This is a genomic window from Nocardia sp. NPDC023733 (assembly GCF_040639775.1).
Taxonomy (GTDB): Bacteria; Actinomycetota; Actinomycetes; order Mycobacteriales; family Mycobacteriaceae; genus Nocardia; species Nocardia rosealba.
In genome coordinates, this window is sequence record NZ_JBFAAN010000001.1 from 706,888 (window position 1) to 722,747 (window position 15,860).

The 15,860-nt window shown below is 69.5% G+C and carries 16 protein-coding genes; 11 read left to right on the plus strand and 5 right to left on the minus strand.

The window, feature by feature from the left end:
• Positions 1 to 13: 13 nt before the first annotated feature.
• From def to AB0F86_RS03220, 4 genes are all read left to right on the plus strand, one after another.
• Positions 14 to 553, plus strand: a complete 540-nt coding sequence (gene def / locus AB0F86_RS03205) for a peptide deformylase (protein WP_356984237.1) — start codon at positions 14 to 16, stop codon at positions 551 to 553.
• Positions 553 to 1,476 carry a methionyl-tRNA formyltransferase gene (fmt, locus tag AB0F86_RS03210; RefSeq protein ID WP_356984239.1) on the plus strand — a complete coding sequence of 308 codons (924 nt, stop codon included), beginning with the start codon at positions 553 to 555 and terminating at the stop codon, positions 1,474 to 1,476. Before def ends, fmt begins: the two co-directional genes overlap by 1 nt.
• Positions 1,477 to 2,285: 809 nt before the next feature.
• The gene (locus AB0F86_RS03215; protein WP_356984407.1) at positions 2,286 to 3,644 is read left to right on the plus strand and encodes a transcription antitermination factor NusB; all 1,359 of its coding nucleotides are present in this window, start codon (positions 2,286 to 2,288) and stop codon (positions 3,642 to 3,644) included.
• Positions 3,645 to 3,979: 335 nt separating this feature from the next.
• Entirely contained in the window at positions 3,980 to 4,318 is a 339-nt protein-coding gene (locus tag AB0F86_RS03220) for an MmcQ/YjbR family DNA-binding protein (RefSeq protein ID WP_225280665.1), read from the plus strand.
• Positions 4,319 to 4,345: 27 nt separating this feature from the next.
• Here AB0F86_RS03220 and AB0F86_RS03225 read toward each other — a convergent pair whose 3' ends face one another.
• Both AB0F86_RS03225 and AB0F86_RS03230 read right to left on the minus strand, forming a co-directional pair.
• Entirely contained in the window at positions 4,346 to 5,236 is an 891-nt protein-coding gene (locus tag AB0F86_RS03225) for an RNA polymerase sigma factor SigF (protein ID WP_225280666.1), read from the minus strand.
• Complete coding sequence (locus AB0F86_RS03230) at positions 5,236 to 5,658, minus strand: anti-sigma factor (protein ID WP_067493638.1); 423 nt, start codon at positions 5,656 to 5,658, stop codon at positions 5,236 to 5,238. Before AB0F86_RS03230 ends, AB0F86_RS03225 begins: the two co-directional genes overlap by 1 nt.
• 96 nt (positions 5,659 to 5,754) lie before the next feature.
• Between AB0F86_RS03230 and rpe the strand changes: the two genes are divergently transcribed.
• Complete coding sequence (gene rpe / locus AB0F86_RS03235; protein ID WP_225280833.1) at positions 5,755 to 6,411, plus strand: ribulose-phosphate 3-epimerase; 657 nt, start codon at positions 5,755 to 5,757, stop codon at positions 6,409 to 6,411.
• 10 nt (positions 6,412 to 6,421) lie between these two features.
• Here rpe and AB0F86_RS03240 read toward each other — a convergent pair whose 3' ends face one another.
• The gene (locus AB0F86_RS03240) at positions 6,422 to 6,895 is read right to left on the minus strand and encodes a hypothetical protein (RefSeq protein WP_225280667.1); all 474 of its coding nucleotides are present in this window, start codon (positions 6,893 to 6,895) and stop codon (positions 6,422 to 6,424) included.
• Positions 6,896 to 7,299: 404 nt separating this feature from the next.
• Between AB0F86_RS03240 and AB0F86_RS03245 the strand changes: the two genes are divergently transcribed.
• The 4 genes from AB0F86_RS03245 (at position 7,300) to AB0F86_RS03260 (ending at position 10,319) form a co-directional block, all read left to right on the plus strand.
• Positions 7,300 to 7,923 carry a riboflavin synthase gene (locus AB0F86_RS03245; protein ID WP_356984242.1) on the plus strand — a complete coding sequence of 208 codons (624 nt, stop codon included), beginning with the start codon at positions 7,300 to 7,302 and terminating at the stop codon, positions 7,921 to 7,923.
• A 194-nt stretch (positions 7,924 to 8,117) separates the two neighbouring features.
• Complete coding sequence (locus AB0F86_RS03250) at positions 8,118 to 9,362, plus strand: bifunctional 3,4-dihydroxy-2-butanone-4-phosphate synthase/GTP cyclohydrolase II (protein ID WP_067493641.1); 1,245 nt, start codon at positions 8,118 to 8,120, stop codon at positions 9,360 to 9,362.
• Positions 9,363 to 9,387: 25 nt separating this feature from the next.
• The gene (gene ribH / locus AB0F86_RS03255) at positions 9,388 to 9,864 is read left to right on the plus strand and encodes a 6,7-dimethyl-8-ribityllumazine synthase (protein ID WP_225280669.1); all 477 of its coding nucleotides are present in this window, start codon (positions 9,388 to 9,390) and stop codon (positions 9,862 to 9,864) included.
• Positions 9,861 to 10,319 (plus strand): PH domain-containing protein, encoded by a 459-nt coding sequence (locus tag AB0F86_RS03260; protein WP_225280670.1) that lies wholly within the window; start codon positions 9,861 to 9,863, stop codon positions 10,317 to 10,319. The genes ribH and AB0F86_RS03260 overlap by 4 nt, the downstream gene beginning before the upstream one ends.
• A gap of 126 nt (positions 10,320 to 10,445) precedes the next feature.
• Here the strand turns inward: AB0F86_RS03260 and AB0F86_RS03265 are convergent, their stop codons facing one another.
• Positions 10,446 to 12,395 carry a gamma-glutamyltransferase family protein gene (locus AB0F86_RS03265; protein ID WP_356984245.1) on the minus strand — a complete coding sequence of 650 codons (1,950 nt, stop codon included), beginning with the start codon at positions 12,393 to 12,395 and terminating at the stop codon, positions 10,446 to 10,448.
• Between the two features lie 75 nt (positions 12,396 to 12,470).
• On the opposite strand from AB0F86_RS03265, the gene AB0F86_RS03270 reads away from it, so the two are divergent.
• Positions 12,471 to 13,160, plus strand: coding sequence for an HAD-IA family hydrolase (locus tag AB0F86_RS03270; RefSeq protein ID WP_356984247.1), 690 nt, complete (start codon positions 12,471 to 12,473; stop codon positions 13,158 to 13,160).
• A gap of 145 nt (positions 13,161 to 13,305) precedes the next feature.
• On the opposite strand, the gene AB0F86_RS03275 is transcribed toward AB0F86_RS03270, so the two are convergent.
• Positions 13,306 to 13,716 carry a hypothetical protein gene (locus AB0F86_RS03275; RefSeq protein ID WP_356984248.1) on the minus strand — a complete coding sequence of 137 codons (411 nt, stop codon included), beginning with the start codon at positions 13,714 to 13,716 and terminating at the stop codon, positions 13,306 to 13,308.
• Positions 13,717 to 13,851: 135 nt separating this feature from the next.
• On the opposite strand from AB0F86_RS03275, the gene uvrC reads away from it, so the two are divergent.
• A complete protein-coding gene (gene uvrC / locus AB0F86_RS03280) occupies positions 13,852 to 15,855 on the plus strand; it encodes an excinuclease ABC subunit UvrC (RefSeq protein ID WP_356984249.1) in 2,004 nt (667 codons plus the stop codon).
• The last annotated feature ends 5 nt before the right edge of the window (positions 15,856 to 15,860 follow it).

The window sequence follows — 15,860 nt, forward strand, 5'->3', positions numbered from 1 at the left end:
GCCGGGAGCCGCCGTGACCATTCAGCCCGTTCGCCTGTTCGGCGATCCCATCCTGCGCTCGCGTGCCGACGAGGTCACCGAGTTCGGTGCCGAGCTCGCGCAGCTCGTCACCGATCTCACCGAGACCATGCACGACGACGGCGGCGTCGGGATGGCGGCGCCGCAGATCGGCGTGGGGCTGCGGGTGTTCGTCTACGACACCGGCGACGCCGCCGGGCACGTGGTGAACCCGGAGTGGACCGCGATCGGTGAGGACGAGCAGGTCGGGCCGGAAGGCTGCCTGTCGATCCCCGGCGTGCGCTACGACGTGCGCCGGGCGCTGCGGGTGCGCGTCACCGGCGTCGACAAGACCGGCGCGCTGGTCGAATTCGACGCCGACGGGCTGCTGGCGCGGTGCGTGCAGCACGAGCACGACCACCTCGACGGCGTGCTGTTCGTGAACCGGCTCGAGCAGGCCGACCGCAAAGAAGCGATGCGAACCATCCGCGAATCCGATTGGTTCCGTGCCGGTGTCACCGTGCGCGAATCCAGCGGTGTCGGCGGTGGCCGCTGATGCGTCTCGTCTTCGCGGGTACCCCCGAACCTGCTGTTCCCTCGCTGCGGCGGCTGCTCGACAGCGAACGCCACGAGGTGGTCGCGGTGGTCACCCGGCCCGACGCGGTCGCCGGTCGCGGGCGCAAGATCATGCGCTCACCGGTCGGCCTGCTGGCCGACGAGCACGGCATCCCGGTGCTCACCCCACGCAAGCCTTCGGATCCGGAGTTCGTCGAGGCGCTCACCGAGCTCGCGCCGGACTGCTGCCCGGTGGTGGCCTATGGTGCCCTGCTGCCCCAGCAGATCCTCGACATTCCCGCGCACGGCTGGATCAACCTGCACTTCTCGCTGCTGCCGGCGTGGCGCGGCGCGGCGCCGGTACAGGCCGCCATCCTCGCCGGTGACGAGATAACCGGAGCAAGCACCTTCCAGATCGAGGCAGGGCTCGACACCGGACCCGTCTACGGCGTGATGACCGAGAAGATCGGCCACACCGACACCTCGGGTGAGCTGCTCGCGCGGCTCGCCGAGGCGGGCGCGGTGCTGCTCGAGAAGACCATGGTCGGTGTCGAAGACGGGACGCTGCAAGCGATTCCGCAATCCAACGACGGCGTGTCCTACGCCCCGAAGGTGACCGTCGAAGCGAGCCGTATCCGGTTCGACGAGCCCGCCCTGGCGATCCACCGCCACATCCGCGCCGTCACCCCGGCGCCCGGCGCGTGGACCGAGGTGAACGGGCTGCGCCTCAAACTCGGCCCGGTGGAGCTGGTGGAGGAAACCTTGCCCGAAAGCGAGATCGAGGTGCGCAAATCCGGCGTCTTCGTCGGCACGTCGACCACCGCGGTCCGCCTCGGCCAGGTCCAACCACCCGGCAAGAAGATGATGAACGCCCTCGACTGGGCGCGCGGCGCCCGTCTCGCACCGGGCACGGTGATCGGATGAGTGCGTCCGACCGCAGGCGTCGGCGCGAAGCCGACCAGCGCAGCGGCGCCGCACCCCGCGACGACCGCAAGATCACGGGCAAGAACGTCGACGGCGGCTGGGCCGCCCGCGCCGCCAAGGGTCGCGACAACAAGGCCCCCCGCGCCGAGGACGACCGTCGCCCGCGTCGTGGCGACGGCGAGTCGCGAGGATGGGACTACGACCGTCGCGGTCCTGCGCGCACCGACGACACCCGGCGCCCGGCTGCCGGTCGCGGACGCGACGCGGACGACCGCTCCGGCGCCGCCCGCGGGTATGACCCGGCCGATCGGCCCGGCACCTCGCGGGGCAATCGCGATGCGGGTGATCGCGGTGCCAGTGATCGGCCGCGCGGTGGGGACTTCGGTCGCTCCGACGGCGCAGCTGAGCGATCCGGCAGGCGTGCGGACGGCGGCACGGAACGGCGTGCTTCATCGGAAAGGGCTGAACGCCAGGGCAATTCGCGCGGAAGCGGTGGCCCTGGACGATCCGACGATTCCGGCCGTTCCGGCGGTGTGCGCGAAGGGGATTCGCGGGGCGTGCGCGGCGGGCAGCCGACCGATCGAGGGGGAGACGGCGGCCGTTTCGGACGCGACGGCGAATCTCGGGGTGGGCGGTCGGCCGAACCGGGCGGCCGTTCGGGACGCGACAGCGATTCGCGGGACTCGCGCGGCGGGAAGCGGAGTGACCGTACCGGTGACAGCGGTCGTTCCGGTAGCGCACGCCAGGGTGGTGGTAAGCCGGCCGGGCAGCGGAGCGAACGGCAGCGGGCCGATCGGCCGGATCCGAGTGTGCCGAGTCCGCGCAAGCGGCGGGGTGAGCCGGTGGATGTGGCGCGGGAGGTGGCCCTCGACGTGCTGCGGGCCGTGCGTGAACGTGACGCCTACGCCAACCTCGTACTGCCGAAGTTGTTGCGGGAGCGCAAGGTCAGCGGGCGTGATGCCGCGTTCGCGACCGAGCTCACCTATGGAGCGTGCCGGTCGCAGGGGCAGCTCGATGCCGTGATCGCGGCGTGCGCGGGTCGTCCGGTCGGTGAGATCGACGGGCCGATCCTCGACATCCTCCGCCTCGGCGTCTACCAGCTGCTGCGCACGCGGACCGGCGCGCATGCCGCTGTCGACACCTCCGTCGATCTGGCCCGTGCCGAATTCGGCCAGGGCCGTGCCGGTTTCGTGAACGCGGTGCTGCGCCGGGCGGGGGAGAAGACCGCCGACCAGTGGATCGCGGAGCTGGCACCGGCCGATCCGGTCGGCAAGCTCGCCTTCGAATTCGCCCATCCCACCTGGATCGCCCAGTCCTTCGCCGACGCCCTCGGTGCGCAGGCGGGTGAACTGTCCGACCTGCTGGCCGCCGACGACGAACGTCCGGTGGTGCACCTGGTCGCGCGTCCCGGTGAGATCACGTCCGAGGAATTGGCGTTGGTCACCGGCGGCGAGGAAGGTCGCTGGTCGCCGTACGCGGTGTACCTCGACGGCGGCGATCCCGGTCAGCTCGAACCGGTGCGCGAGGGCATCGCCGCGGTGCAGGACGAAGGTTCTCAGCTCGTCGCGCTGGCGCTGAGCCGGGCGCCCCTCGAGGGTCCCGATCAGGGCCGCTGGCTCGACCTGTGCGCCGGACCCGGCGGGAAGGCGGCGCTGCTCGGAGCGCTCGCCGCGATCGATCTGTTCACCGTCGATGCGGTGGAACCGTCGGAGCACCGCGCCGAACTGGTCCGCAAGTCCACCCGCGACCTGCCCGTCACGGTGCACGTGAAGGACGGCCGCGACACCGGTCTGGAACCCGGCTACGACCGCATCCTGGTCGACGCCCCATGCACGGGCCTGGGCGCACTGCGCCGCCGCCCCGAGTCCCGCTGGCGCCGCACCCCCGCCGACGTCCCGGAACTGGTGACCCTGCAGCGCGAACTCCTCACCGCCGCATGGGATCTCCTGCGCCCCGGCGGCGTGGTCGTGTACTCCACCTGCTCCCCGCACCTGTCCGAAACCGTCGCGGTGGTCGCCGATTTCGTCCGCCGCACCGGCGCCGAACAACTCGACACCCGCGAGCTGCTCCCCGGCGTCACCGACCTCGGCGAAGGCCCCTCGGCCCAACTCTGGCCCCACCGCCACGGCACCGACGCGATGTTCCTGTCGGCCTTGCGCAAGAAGTAGGCCCGATCACGCGCTGCGGCGGTGCGATCCGATCCGAGTCGACCGCACCGCCACAGCATCCGCCGGGCGGCTCGCCCGCCACGTGCTGGGGCCGCCGGTGTTCGAGTCCGGGTCGCACAACCTGGGCGTTGATGCTCGCTCGGGTGACGGCGCGAAGGAGTGGACGCGCCCACCGCGTTTCGCAACCTACGTCTCAGGTGTGTCGCCGAAGGAGATCGCGGCAGGCCGTGGCTGTGTGACAGGTGGCGTGTGCCCGATTCGGACCGACCGCGACTCGACAGCGAGCGGTGACATTCGTCCAAGGCGTGGCGTGTCTCGCGGGGGAGAATTCGCGTATGGCGATGACGTGGGAACAGGTGGTGGCGATCGCGACCGCTCTGCCGGGGGTGGCGGAGGGGACGTGGTGGCGCAGTCCGGGGCTGTCGGTCGGCGGGAAGAGTTTCGCGCGGCTGCGGTCGGAGGCCGAGGGCGGGCTGGTGCTCTTGTGCGAGCCGTCCGAGAAGGAGGCGCTACTCGCCTCGGGGGATCCGGCGTTCTATACGACGCCGCACTACGACGGGCACCCGTATGTACTCATCGATCTGGAAGTGGTCGACCGGCAACAGCTCGCCGAGCTGATCGACAGCGCGTGGTGGTTGCGCGCACCTGCGAAACTGCGGCGCGAACGCGCGTAGGGGGACACCGTTGTCCCCGCGGCGGACTCAGTCCCGCTCGGACAGATCACGCAGGCGCGCAAGGGTTTTCGCGAGGATACGCGAGACGTGCATCTGCGAGATGCCGAGCTGGTTCGCGATCTGGGTCTGGGTCATCGACTCGAAGAACCGCATCGTGAGGATCCGCCGCTCCCGCTCGGGCAGGCCCGCCAGCAGCGGGCGCACCGCGATGTACTCCTCGACCCGGTCGAACTGCGACTCCTCCTCGCCCAGGGTGTCGAGCAGCGAGGCGTCGCTGTCGCGACCGACCGAGGCGGCGTCGATCGAGGTGGGCTGGTAGGCGTTGCCCGCGATCACCGCCTGGGTCACCTCGTCGGGGTCGACATCGAGTTCGGCCGCGATCTCCTTGGCCGTCGGCGAGCGACCCAACCGCTGCGAGAGCTGATCCACGGCCGCACCGATGCGCAGATGGGTTTCCTTCACCCGCCGCGGCACTCGCATGGCCCAGGTGTTGTCGCGGAAGTACCGCCGCACCTCACCCATGATCGTCGGCACCGCGAACGACAGGAAGTTCGAGCCACGGCTCAGATCGAACCGGTCGACCGCGTGCACCAGACCGACCCGCGCCACCTGCGACAGATCGTCGAACGGCTCACCACGGCCGCTGAACTTGCGGGCGATGTGGTCGGCCAGCGGGATGCAGCGGTTGATCAGCGCGTCCCGGGCCACGGCGTGCGCGACGCTGCCGGGTTCGGTCGCCGCGAGCCGTTCGAACAGCGCGCTCACATCGTCGTACCCGGAGGGGGCCGCGGGCGCGGGCTCGCTCAACTGCTCCTCGACGACCTGCTCCTCGATGACCGGCTCGTCGAGCACGGCTTCGGCGGGCTGTTCGAGAATTTCCGGATCGGGCTTGTGCTCTTCGTTGGTGTCGCCGTGCACTACGCCTTCCCCCGGACCCGACGGATACGGACACTCGTCGGATACCCGGACCGGGCGGCGTCGAATCCTTGCTGGTCGGCGTTCACCTCGTCGCTCAGCGTGCGCAGGACATGCCAGCCGAAGCTGCGCTGGTCGGGCAACCCCTCCGCGGCCGCGACACCCTCCACCCGCACGACGAGTTCGGTGTCACCGACGACGAACTCACAGGTGAGCTGCGAGCCGGGCGCGGCGATCGCGATGAGCGTGGAGCACACCTCGTCGACCGCCAGGCGCACGTCGGCCACCTCGTCGAGGGTGAAATCGCTGAGCAGGACCAGTGTTTCGGCCAATCCACGCAGGATCGGCAGCTGGGTCACCGACGCTGCCACGCGGATCTGCACCGGATCGCTGAACAGCTCTTGTTCCGCCGAAATGTTGGTCACGCTCTGTAGGCTACCCACAACCGGCCGCCGATCACCACGCGGTCGCTACACTTGCGCGCTGTGTCCACACCGACGTTCCACCGCCCGGCCGAGCCGATGATCGCCCCGTCCATCCTGTCCGCGGACTTCGCGAACCTGGCCGCCGAGGCCGCCGCTGTCGAAGGTTCCGACTGGCTGCACGTGGACGTGATGGACGCCCACTTCGTGCCGAACCTCACACTCGGTCTTCCAGTGGTGCAGAGCCTGCTGAAGGCCACCGACATCCCGTTCGACTGCCACCTGATGATCGAGGACCCGGGCCGCTGGGCGCCCGGCTACGCCGAAGCGGGCGCCTACAACGTCACCTTCCACGCCGAAGCCACCGACGATCCGATCGCCGTCGCCCGCGATATCCGCGCGGCGGGCGCCAAGGCTGGACTGTCGGTGAAGCCGAACACGCCGATCGAGCCGTACCTGGAAATTCTGCGCGAATTCGACACCCTGCTCGTGATGAGCGTGGAGCCCGGTTTCGGCGGTCAGTCGTTCATTCCGGAGGTCCTGGAGAAGGCGCGCATCGTGCGCAATCTCGTGGACGCGGGCGAATTGCAGCTCATCGTCGAAATCGACGGTGGAATCAATACCGACACCATCGAGCAGGCCGCCGCGGCGGGCATCGATTGTTTCGTGGCCGGGTCGGCGGTCTACAACACCGCCGACCCCGGTGCGGCCGTCCAGAATCTGCGCAGTCTGGCAACCGCCGCCTGGTTGCCGTAACCCGGTTCGGTCAGTGCGGGTGCAGGGCGTGGCTGCCCAGCGCCCGCGCTGTCTCGATCACGGCCTCGAGCGGTGGCCGGTTGTCGGCCGCCTCCGGTGCGCGCACCCAGGTGCGGTAGCCGGTGCGTTCGTCGTCGGGCGAGGGCAGCACGATGTGGCTGCCCGCGCAGGCGACGCTCGCGTAGAGGCGGAACAGTTCGGCTTCGGCTGTCGGCGTGAGGGTGTCGAGGTGGCAGGGCCCGGTGAGGAAGGTCCAGCAATGGGCGCGCGGATGGTCGACGACCGGTCCGGCGATACCGTCGGCACGCAACTGCGCCTGTACCCGCTCACCCAGGTCACCCGGCATGGTCACCGCACCGTAGTGGGTGCCGATCTGCAGGAGGATGCGCCGGGAGTCCGGGTCGACCGTCGCGGGCAGGTGTAGTTCCCGCCGGTAATGGACGCAGCGACTTTCCAGCGTGGAATCGAGCAGTGGGTAGCTCACAGTGTTGTCTCCCGGTATCGCATCGTTGAACGTCGGGAATCGTTGACGTAACAATATTGCGTCAGTGGCCAGGGCGTGGCAAGTCCGTGGATCTCCGTGTTTCTTCTTTCGGCGCTCGGGGTACAAAACGGCGTGGTCGTGGCCGGAAAATTTATTGCACCGGCACACGGAGAAAATCGAACGAAGGATTGCCGCCGCATTCTCTTTCGGCGGTGATTCTTTATGTCCGGATTCTTTTCCCGTGATTTTCCGGCGCTGTGCGGGTTTTGCGGCCTCCCGCTCAGCGCGCGGTCGGATTCCGCCCTCACCTGTGCCGCCACTAGGCTGTGCGCCGAGCGGGAATAGTGGTCGTCTACCCGCTGTTGGGCCCAACGGGTACGGATGACGCGACAAGGGAGTCAGACATGTTCACAGGGATCGTCGAGGAACTCGGCGAGGTCGTGGCCACCGAGCAGCTGGCCGACGCCGCCCGGTTGACGATCCGCGGCAAGCTGGTGACTTCCGATGCCGGACACGGCGATTCGATCGCGGTGAACGGCGTGTGTCTCACCGTCGTCGATGTGATCGACGGCGACAGCTTCACCGTCGACGTGATGGCCGAGACCCTCGACCGGTCGAGCATCGGCGCCCTCGTGCCCGGCTCCCGGGTGAACCTCGAACGCGCCGCCGCGATCAACAGTCGCCTCGGTGGACATCTCGTCCAGGGCCACGTCGACGGGACCGGCACCGTGCTGGCCCGCACCCCCTCCGAGAACTGGGAGGTGGTCCGCATCTCCCTGCCCGACGCCATCGCTCGCTATGTCGTCCAGAAGGGCTCGATCACCGTCGACGGCGTCTCGCTCACCGTGTCGAACCTCGGTATCGACGACGAACCCGCCGCCGACGGCAACCGCGACTGGTTCGAGGTCTCGCTGATCCCCACCACCCTCGCGCTGACCGTGCTCGGCACCGCGCCCGTCGGCACGACCGTGAACCTCGAGGTCGATGTCATCGCGAAGTACGTGGAGCGCCTGGCACAGCGAGGCTGACACACCCGGCGCGGGCACCCCCGGACGCCCTTGAAGCACGCCGTACTGTAGTAGTCATTGTCAGTTTCTCGGCCGCCTCGATCTGGACTGACCAGAGGGTGCGACGAAGGAGTGCCCGCCGGGAGGGAAGATCGAGGCCCCCAGGGCCGAGAAACACCGCGGCCCCGGCCGCCAAAATTACGGAGCAAGCAGACGTGACCAGGTTGGACAGCATCGAGCGCGCGATCGCCGATATCGCGGCCGGCAAGGCTGTTGTCGTCATCGACGACGAGGACCGTGAGAACGAGGGCGATCTCATCTTCGCGGCCGAGAAGGCCACCCCGGAGCTGGTCGCGTTCATGATCCGCTACACCTCCGGCTACATCTGTGTGCCGTTGACCGCCGACGACTGCGACCGCCTCGGTCTGCCGCCCGCGTACGCGATGAATCAGGACAAGCACGGCACCGCCTACACCGTGTCGGTCGACGCGCGCGAGGGCATCACCACCGGTATCTCCGGTGCCGACCGCGCCGTCACCATGCGGCTGCTGGCCAGCGCCGAGGCCAAGGCCGACGATTTCACGCGGCCGGGTCATGTGGTGCCGTTGCGCGCCAAGGACGGCGGCGTGCTGCGCAGGCCCGGCCATACCGAGGCCGCGGTGGACCTGGCGCGCATGGCCGGGCTGCGGCCGGCGGGTGTGATCTGCGAGATCGTCAGCCAGAAGGACGACGGGCACATGGCCCGCACCGACGAGCTGCGGGTATTCGCCGACGAGCACGACCTGGCGATGATCTCGATCGCCGACATGATCGCCTGGCGGCGCAAGCACGAGAAGCACGTGGTGCGCGTGGCCGAGGCGAGGATCCCGACCGCGCACGGCGATTTCAAGGCCGTCGGCTACCAGAGCATCTTCGACGAGGCCGAACATGTGGCGCTGGTGCGCGGCGACATCGGCGACGGCGAGGACGTGCTGGTCCGGGTGCACTCGGAGTGCCTGACCGGTGATGTGTTCGGTTCGCTGCGCTGCGATTGCGGCCCGCAGCTCGACGCGGCACTGGAGATGGTCGACACCGAGGGCCGCGGCGTGGTGCTGTACATGCGTGGGCACGAGGGCCGTGGTATCGGTCTGATGCACAAGCTGCAGGCCTACCAGTTGCAGGACACCGGGCGCGACACCGTCGACGCCAACCTCGACCTGGGCCTGCCCGCCGATGCCCGCGACTACGGCACGGGTGCGCAGATCCTGGTGGACCTGGGAATCCGGTCGATGCGGCTGCTCACGAACAACCCGGCCAAGCGGGTGGGTCTCGACGGGTACGGGCTGCGGATCACCGAGCGGGTGCCGATGCCGTTGCGCGCCAACGCCGAGAACCTGCATTATCTGCGGACCAAGCGCGATCGCATGGGCCACGACCTGGTCGGTCTCGACGACCTGGATCTCGGCGAAACCGCGCAGTAACTCTCCCGAAAGGCAGCATCAGACGATGAGCGGCACCGGCGTACCGGAATTCGCGCTGGCCAAGGCCACCGACCTCAAGCTCGCCATTGTGGCCTCGCGCTGGCACACCGAGATCTGCGACACCCTGGTCGCGAACGCGGAGCGCGTCGCGAAGGAGGCCGGGGTCGAGCACGTCACCGTCGTGCGCTGTGCCGGGGCGATGGAATTGCCCGTCGTCGCACAGGAATTGGCGCGCAGCCATGACGCTGTTGTCGCGCTCGGCGTCGTGATCCGTGGCGGCACACCGCATTTCGAGTACGTGTGCGATGCGGTGACCGCCGGGCTCACTCGTGTGTCGCTGGACGAGTCGACCCCGGTCACCAACGGCGTACTCACCACGAACACCGAGGAGCAGGCGCGCGACCGTGCCGGGCTGCCCGGTTCGGCCGAGGACAAGGGCGAGCAGGCCTGCGCCGCCGCGCTGGATGCCGCGCTCACCCTGCGCGCGCTGCGATCGGCGTGACCGTGCCGGTGGAACAGCACGCGGACTGGGAGCTCGAGGTGCGTCCTCGGCGCGCGACCCGGACCGCCGTCGTGGTCGCGGTGCTCGTGCTCGCGTTCTTCACCGCGGGCGGGTTGCTGTTGCGCACCGGATCCACCGGGGTGAACTTCCGGGTCGCCGATCAGGTCGCGATGATCCTGATCGGTGTCATCGGCGCGGGAGCGGTGCTGCTGCTCACCCGGCCGCGGGTGCGTGCCGGTGCGCGCGGGGTGGCCGTGCGCAATATCCTCGGTTACCACGAATACCCGTGGGACGTCATCCGCGGCGCCGCCTTCCCCGACCGCAAGGCGTGGGCGCGGCTCGAACTCGTCGACGACGACTACGTGCCGATGCTGGCAATCCGGTCCAACGACAAGTCCTACGCCGCCGACGCCATCGAGCGTCTGCGTGAACTCGGCGCCCGCTACAGCGCCTGAGTTCACGCGCCGCGGGTCTGAGTTGGACACCTGCTCACCACGCTGTAGTGGCGTTGCGCATTCGCGCGATGCCGCCACCACAGCGTGGTCGAGGCGGTTCTCGCGGTGTGCGAGGTCCCGGGGTGGTCAGCGGGTGTCGCCGAGCACCGCACCTTCACGGCGGGGGTCGGCGCCACCGATCCAGCCGTCCTTGCCGTCGCGCTGCAACGCGCTCAGGCCGCTGGACTGTGGTGCGACCGTCACCTGATGACCCATCTCGCGCAGCTTGCGCACGAGAGGGTCGTTGTCACCGTTGGCCGTGGCGTCGATCGCCGGATGCTCGCCGCCGACACCCGTGCTCGGCGAATTGCCCGCCCCGAAGGACACCCCGGATACCGCCTGCTGCGGATCCAGGCCCCAATCGAGCGCTCCGACAAGGGTTTTCACCACGAACTGGATGATCACCGAGCCGCCGGGGGAGCCGGTGACCAGGGCGAGCTCGCCACGGTTGCCCTGGTCGTCGCGATCGAACACCAGGGTCGGGCTCATCGAACTGCGTGGCCGCTTACCCGGCTGCAGACGGTTGGCGACGGGGGTGCCGTCGGGGTCGAGCGGGTCGGCGGCGAAGTCGGTGAGCTGGTTGTTCAGCAGGAACCCGTCGACGAAATGGAACGAACCGAAGGCCGATTCGACCGTGGTCGTCATCGCGGCCGCGTTGCCGTACTTGTCGACCACCGAGATGTGGCTGGTGCCGTGCTCGGGCGGCTGCGGGCCGTTGCCCAGCGGCACCGGGCCGAGATTGCCCGGCTGGGCGGTGCCCATGCTGCGGTCCGGATTGATGAGCGTGGAGCGTTCCTTCAGGTACTGCGGGTGGACCAGCGACAGCGCCGAATTGCCCGGCAATGGAATGAAATCCGGGTCGGCGACGTACTTGTTGCGGTCGGCGTAGGCGAGGCGTTCGGCCTCCGAGATCAGGTGCACGGCACGCGCATCGGGCTTGCCGCCGTTGCGGTTCACGTCCTGCGGGCCGAGCGCGGCCAGATCGAAATTGGCGAGGATGCCCATCGTGGCCGCCACGGTGCTGCCGCCCGAGGACGGCGCGGGCATGCCGCACAGTTCGTACTTGCGGTACCCGGTGCACAGCGCGGTGCGCTTCTTGGGTTCGTAGTTCGCCAGGTCGGTGGTGGTGAGCAGGCTCGGTGTGCGCCCGCCGGCCGTGCTGCCCGCCGCCTCGACGATGTCCTGGGCGATCGGGCCGCTGTAGAGGGCCTCGGCGCCGTCGGTGGCCAGGGCCGAGAGGGTTTTCGAGTAGGCGGGGTTGGTGAGTACGGTGCCGGTGCGTTTCGGCGAGCCGTCCGGCTCCAGGAAGTAGGCGCGCGCGCCCTCGTCGGTCGCGAGGTCCTTGGCCGATTCGGCGATCTGGCCCGCCAGCCGCGGGCTGATCTCGAAACCGCTGTCGGCCAAGCCGATCGCGGGATCGAACAGTTCCTTCCAGGCGGTCATGCCGTGCTCGCGGTGCGCGAGCTCCAGCATCCGCACCACACCGGGCACCCCGATCGAACGGCCGCTGGCGCGGGTGTTCGGCGCCGGTTCGGTGCGGTCGGTGTCGCTCACCCAACGCAGGTAGTTCTCGGTAGCGGCGGCGGGTGCGGTCTCCCGGCCGTCGTAGGCCTCGACCGTGCGGGACTTCGCGTCGTAGTGCACGAGGAACGCGCCGCCGCCGATGCCGGAGGCCTGCGGTTCCACCAGCCCGAGCACCGCCTGGGCGGTGACGAGGGCGTCGGTGGCGGTGCCGCCCGCGCGCAGCACCCGGCAGGCGGCCTCGGTGGCGATGGGGTTCGCCGTCGACACCGCGTAGGTGCTGGTGCCCACCGGCGACATGTCGCTGCGGTAGCCCGAGGCGATCTCGGGGTTGGTACTCAGATTCTGGGTGGTCGGGCCCGTCGCGGTCGCGGGCGCGGCAGTGATCGGGGTGCCGTTGGGCGGGCTGGTGCACTCCGCCGCCTCGGTGTCGTCTGTCGAACAACCGGCCAGCAGCCCCACCGTGAGCACTGCGGCCGTCGTGGCCCCGATCCACGTCCGTCGCCTTGGCGTCATCGTGGCAGCGTAACCCCGAACCGTCGTCGCGCACAGGGATTTCCGGCCGGGCGCGGCAGCGTTACCCTGGCTGACATGGCGATCGATGCGGTGCTGTTCGATTTCTCCGGCACGGTGTTCCGGTTGGAAGACGACCCGAGCTGGGCTGATGTCCTCGTCGGCGACGACGGCACCCCGTTCGACGTGGCGGCCAAGGCCGAGGTCCTGCGGCGCATGACGGCACCGGTCGAACAGTTCATGACCTTCGACGCACCCGGCCAGCACGCCTGGGACAACCGCGACCTCGATCCCGCCCTGCACCGTCAGGCCTATCTCGAGGTGCTGCGCGGTTCGGGCGTTCCCGAGGCGCAGGCCGCCGACCTGTACGGGCGGCTCATCGACCCGCTGGCCTGGACGCCGTACCCCGACACCGGGGCCGTGCTGAAAGCCCTTGCCGCCCAAGGTATCCCCGTGGGTGTGGTGAGCAATATCGCCTTCGACATCCGGCCCGCGTTCGCCACCCGGGGCTGGGACACAATGGTCGGCGCGATGACCCTGTCCTACGAGGTCGGCGCCATCAAACCCGATGCGCGCATCTTCCAGGACGCGATCGACCGCCTCGGCGTCGACCCGAACCGTGTCCTCATGGTCGGCGACAGCGCCGAAGCCGATGGTGGTGCCACCGCCCTGGGTGCCCAGTTCGCCCTCGTCGAACCGCTCCCGACCACCGCCCGGCCGCGCGCCCTGATCGATGCCCTGGCGCTACACGGAATCACGACGGGATAGGGGATCGACACGGTCACCGGGACCATCCCGATCGCCGCGCCGACCGAGTAGGTGCCCCGCGGTCGCCCCGTCCCGCGGCCCGAGAGTTCGCGGTCGCGCCAACGTGCGACCGGCGGCCACGCACAGATCGTGGCGGCGGCGCGCGTCAGCGTTCGCGGGTGAACCAGGTCTTGGCGGACGGGCGGAGCAGGAGCGCGGCGACGGCGCCCGAGGCGACGATGCCCACCGCGCCCGGCGGGAGGCCGGTGAGGATGCCGGTGCAGGAGGTGAGTGCGCCGACGGCCGCCAGGGCCACCGCGGCGACGCGCACGCGGTCGCCCGCCCGGCCGAAGAGCACGACCAGCGGGACCAGGGCGAAGGTCGGGAGGTAGCCGACCACCACGCCGAGTGGGCTCTGCTTGCCGAGTGCGGCGCCGATCACGATCAGCACCATGCCGACCGCCGCCGAGACCAGGGCGATCAAGCGTGCGCCGCGCACCGTGGCGGGCATCAGCCACGACGGGGTCGCCTCGTCGTCCAGATCGTCGTAGGGGTGCAGGGCGGGGGCGTCGGTCATCGGGGGTCCTTTCCGGCGGCAAGCCGACCATCAACGCTACACACCGGCCTCCGGCGCCGGACCCGACGGTTCGCCCGTGCCGTCCCACCCAGCACGGGCGGCGGGATTGTCGGTAGGCCTCGCTACCCTGGATACGTGGCAGATCCCGCGACATACCGGCCGGCGCCGGGCACGATTCCCGTCGAACCCGGTGTGTACAAATTCCGGGACGCCTACGGGCGGGTGATCTATGTCGGTAAGGCCAAGAGCCTGCGCAGCCGGTTGAACTCCTACTTCGCCGACGTGGCGTCGCTGCATCCGCGCACCAGGCAGATGGTGACAACGGCGGCGAGCGTGGAGTGGACCGTGGTGTCCACCGAGGTCGAGGCGCTACAGCTCGAATACAACTGGATCAAGGAATTCGATCCGCGCTTCAATGTGCGCTACCGCGACGACAAGTCGTACCCGGTGCTGGCGGTGACCCTCAACGAGGAATATCCGAGGCTTTTCGTCTACCGGGGCGCCCGCAAGAAGGGCGTGCGCTACTTCGGCCCCTACGCTCACGCCTGGGCCATCCGCGAAACCCTCGACCTGCTGCTTCGGGTGTTTCCCGCGCGCACCTGTTCCAACGGAGTCTTCAAGCGGCACAACCAGATCGGGCGCCCCTGCCTGCTGGGCTACATCGATAAGTGCTCGGCGCCGTGCGTCGGCCGGGTCAGCGCCGACGAGCACCGCCACATCGTCGACGACTTCTGCGACTTCCTGTCCGGCAAGACCGACAAGATGGTCCGCGCCATCGAACGCCGCATGCACGAGGCCGCCGACGACCTCGACTTCGAGACCGCCGCCCGCCTGCGCGACGACGTGCAGGCACTGCGCCGGGCGCTCGAGAAGCAGGCGGTGGTGCTCGGCACCGGCACCGACGCCGACGTGATCGCCTTCGCCACCGACGAACTCGAGGCCGCCGTGCAGATCTTCCACGTGCGCGACGGGCGCGTGCGTGGCCAGCGCGGCTGGGTGGTCGACAAATCCGGCGACGCGCTCGACATCGCCGAATCCGGCACCGAACTCGCCGCCCTCGTCGAACAGTTCCTCACCCAGTTCTACGGCGAACAGGCCGCCATGGCCGACACGAGTGTGGAACCCGAGGCGGCGAACGTCGTCCCGCGCGAGGTGCTCGTCCCGGTGCTGCCCGCCGACGCGCCCGAGATCCAGGCGTGGTTGAGCAAACTGCGCGGCTCGGCGGTGTCGCTGCGCATCCCGCAGCGCGGCGACAAGAAGGCGCTCGCCGAAACCGTGCAGCGCAACGCTGGTGAGGCGCTGGCCCAGCACAAGCTCAAGCGCGCGGGCGATCTCACGTCGAGATCGCAAGCGCTGCAAGACATCCAGGACGCACTCGAACTCGACAGTGCCCCGCTGCGCATCGAATGCGTCGATATCAGCCATGTGCAGGGCACCGACGTGGTCGCCTCGCTTGTGGTGTTCGAGGACGGCCTGGCCCGCAAATCCGAGTACCGCCACTTCGCGATCAAGGAGGCCGCGGGCGGCGGCCGCTCCGACGACGTCGCCAGCATCGCCGAGGTGACCCGTCGCCGCTTCGCCCGGCTGGCGCGCGAACGCCAGCAGCCCGTCGACCTGCCTGCGGAACTCGCCGGCGACGACACCGACGAGCCCGGCTCACGCCCCGGCATCGATCCGACGACCGGCAAACCGCGCCGCTTCGCCTATCCACCCAACCTCTACGTCGTCGACGGCGGCGCACCGCAGGTCGCCGCCGCCGCGGAGGTGCTCGACGAACTCGGCATAACCGATGTGGCGGTGATCGGCCTGGCCAAACGCCTGGAAGAGGTATGGGTCCCCGGCGAACCGGATCCGGTCATCATGCCGAGGACAAGCGAGGCGCTCTTCCTGCTGCAACGCGTGCGCGACGAGGCGCACCGCTTCGCCATCAACTTCCACCGCAGCAAGCGCTCCCGCCGGATGACGGCGTCGGCACTCGACTCGGTGCGCGGGCTCGGCGAGACGCGACGCGCCGCGCTGGTCACCCATTTCGGTTCGGTCGCGCGGATCAAGGACGCGACGGTCGACGAGATCACCGCGGTGCCCGGAATCGGCGTTTCCACGGCCAAAGCGGTACTCGAGGCACTCAACAGCACGTAGCGATC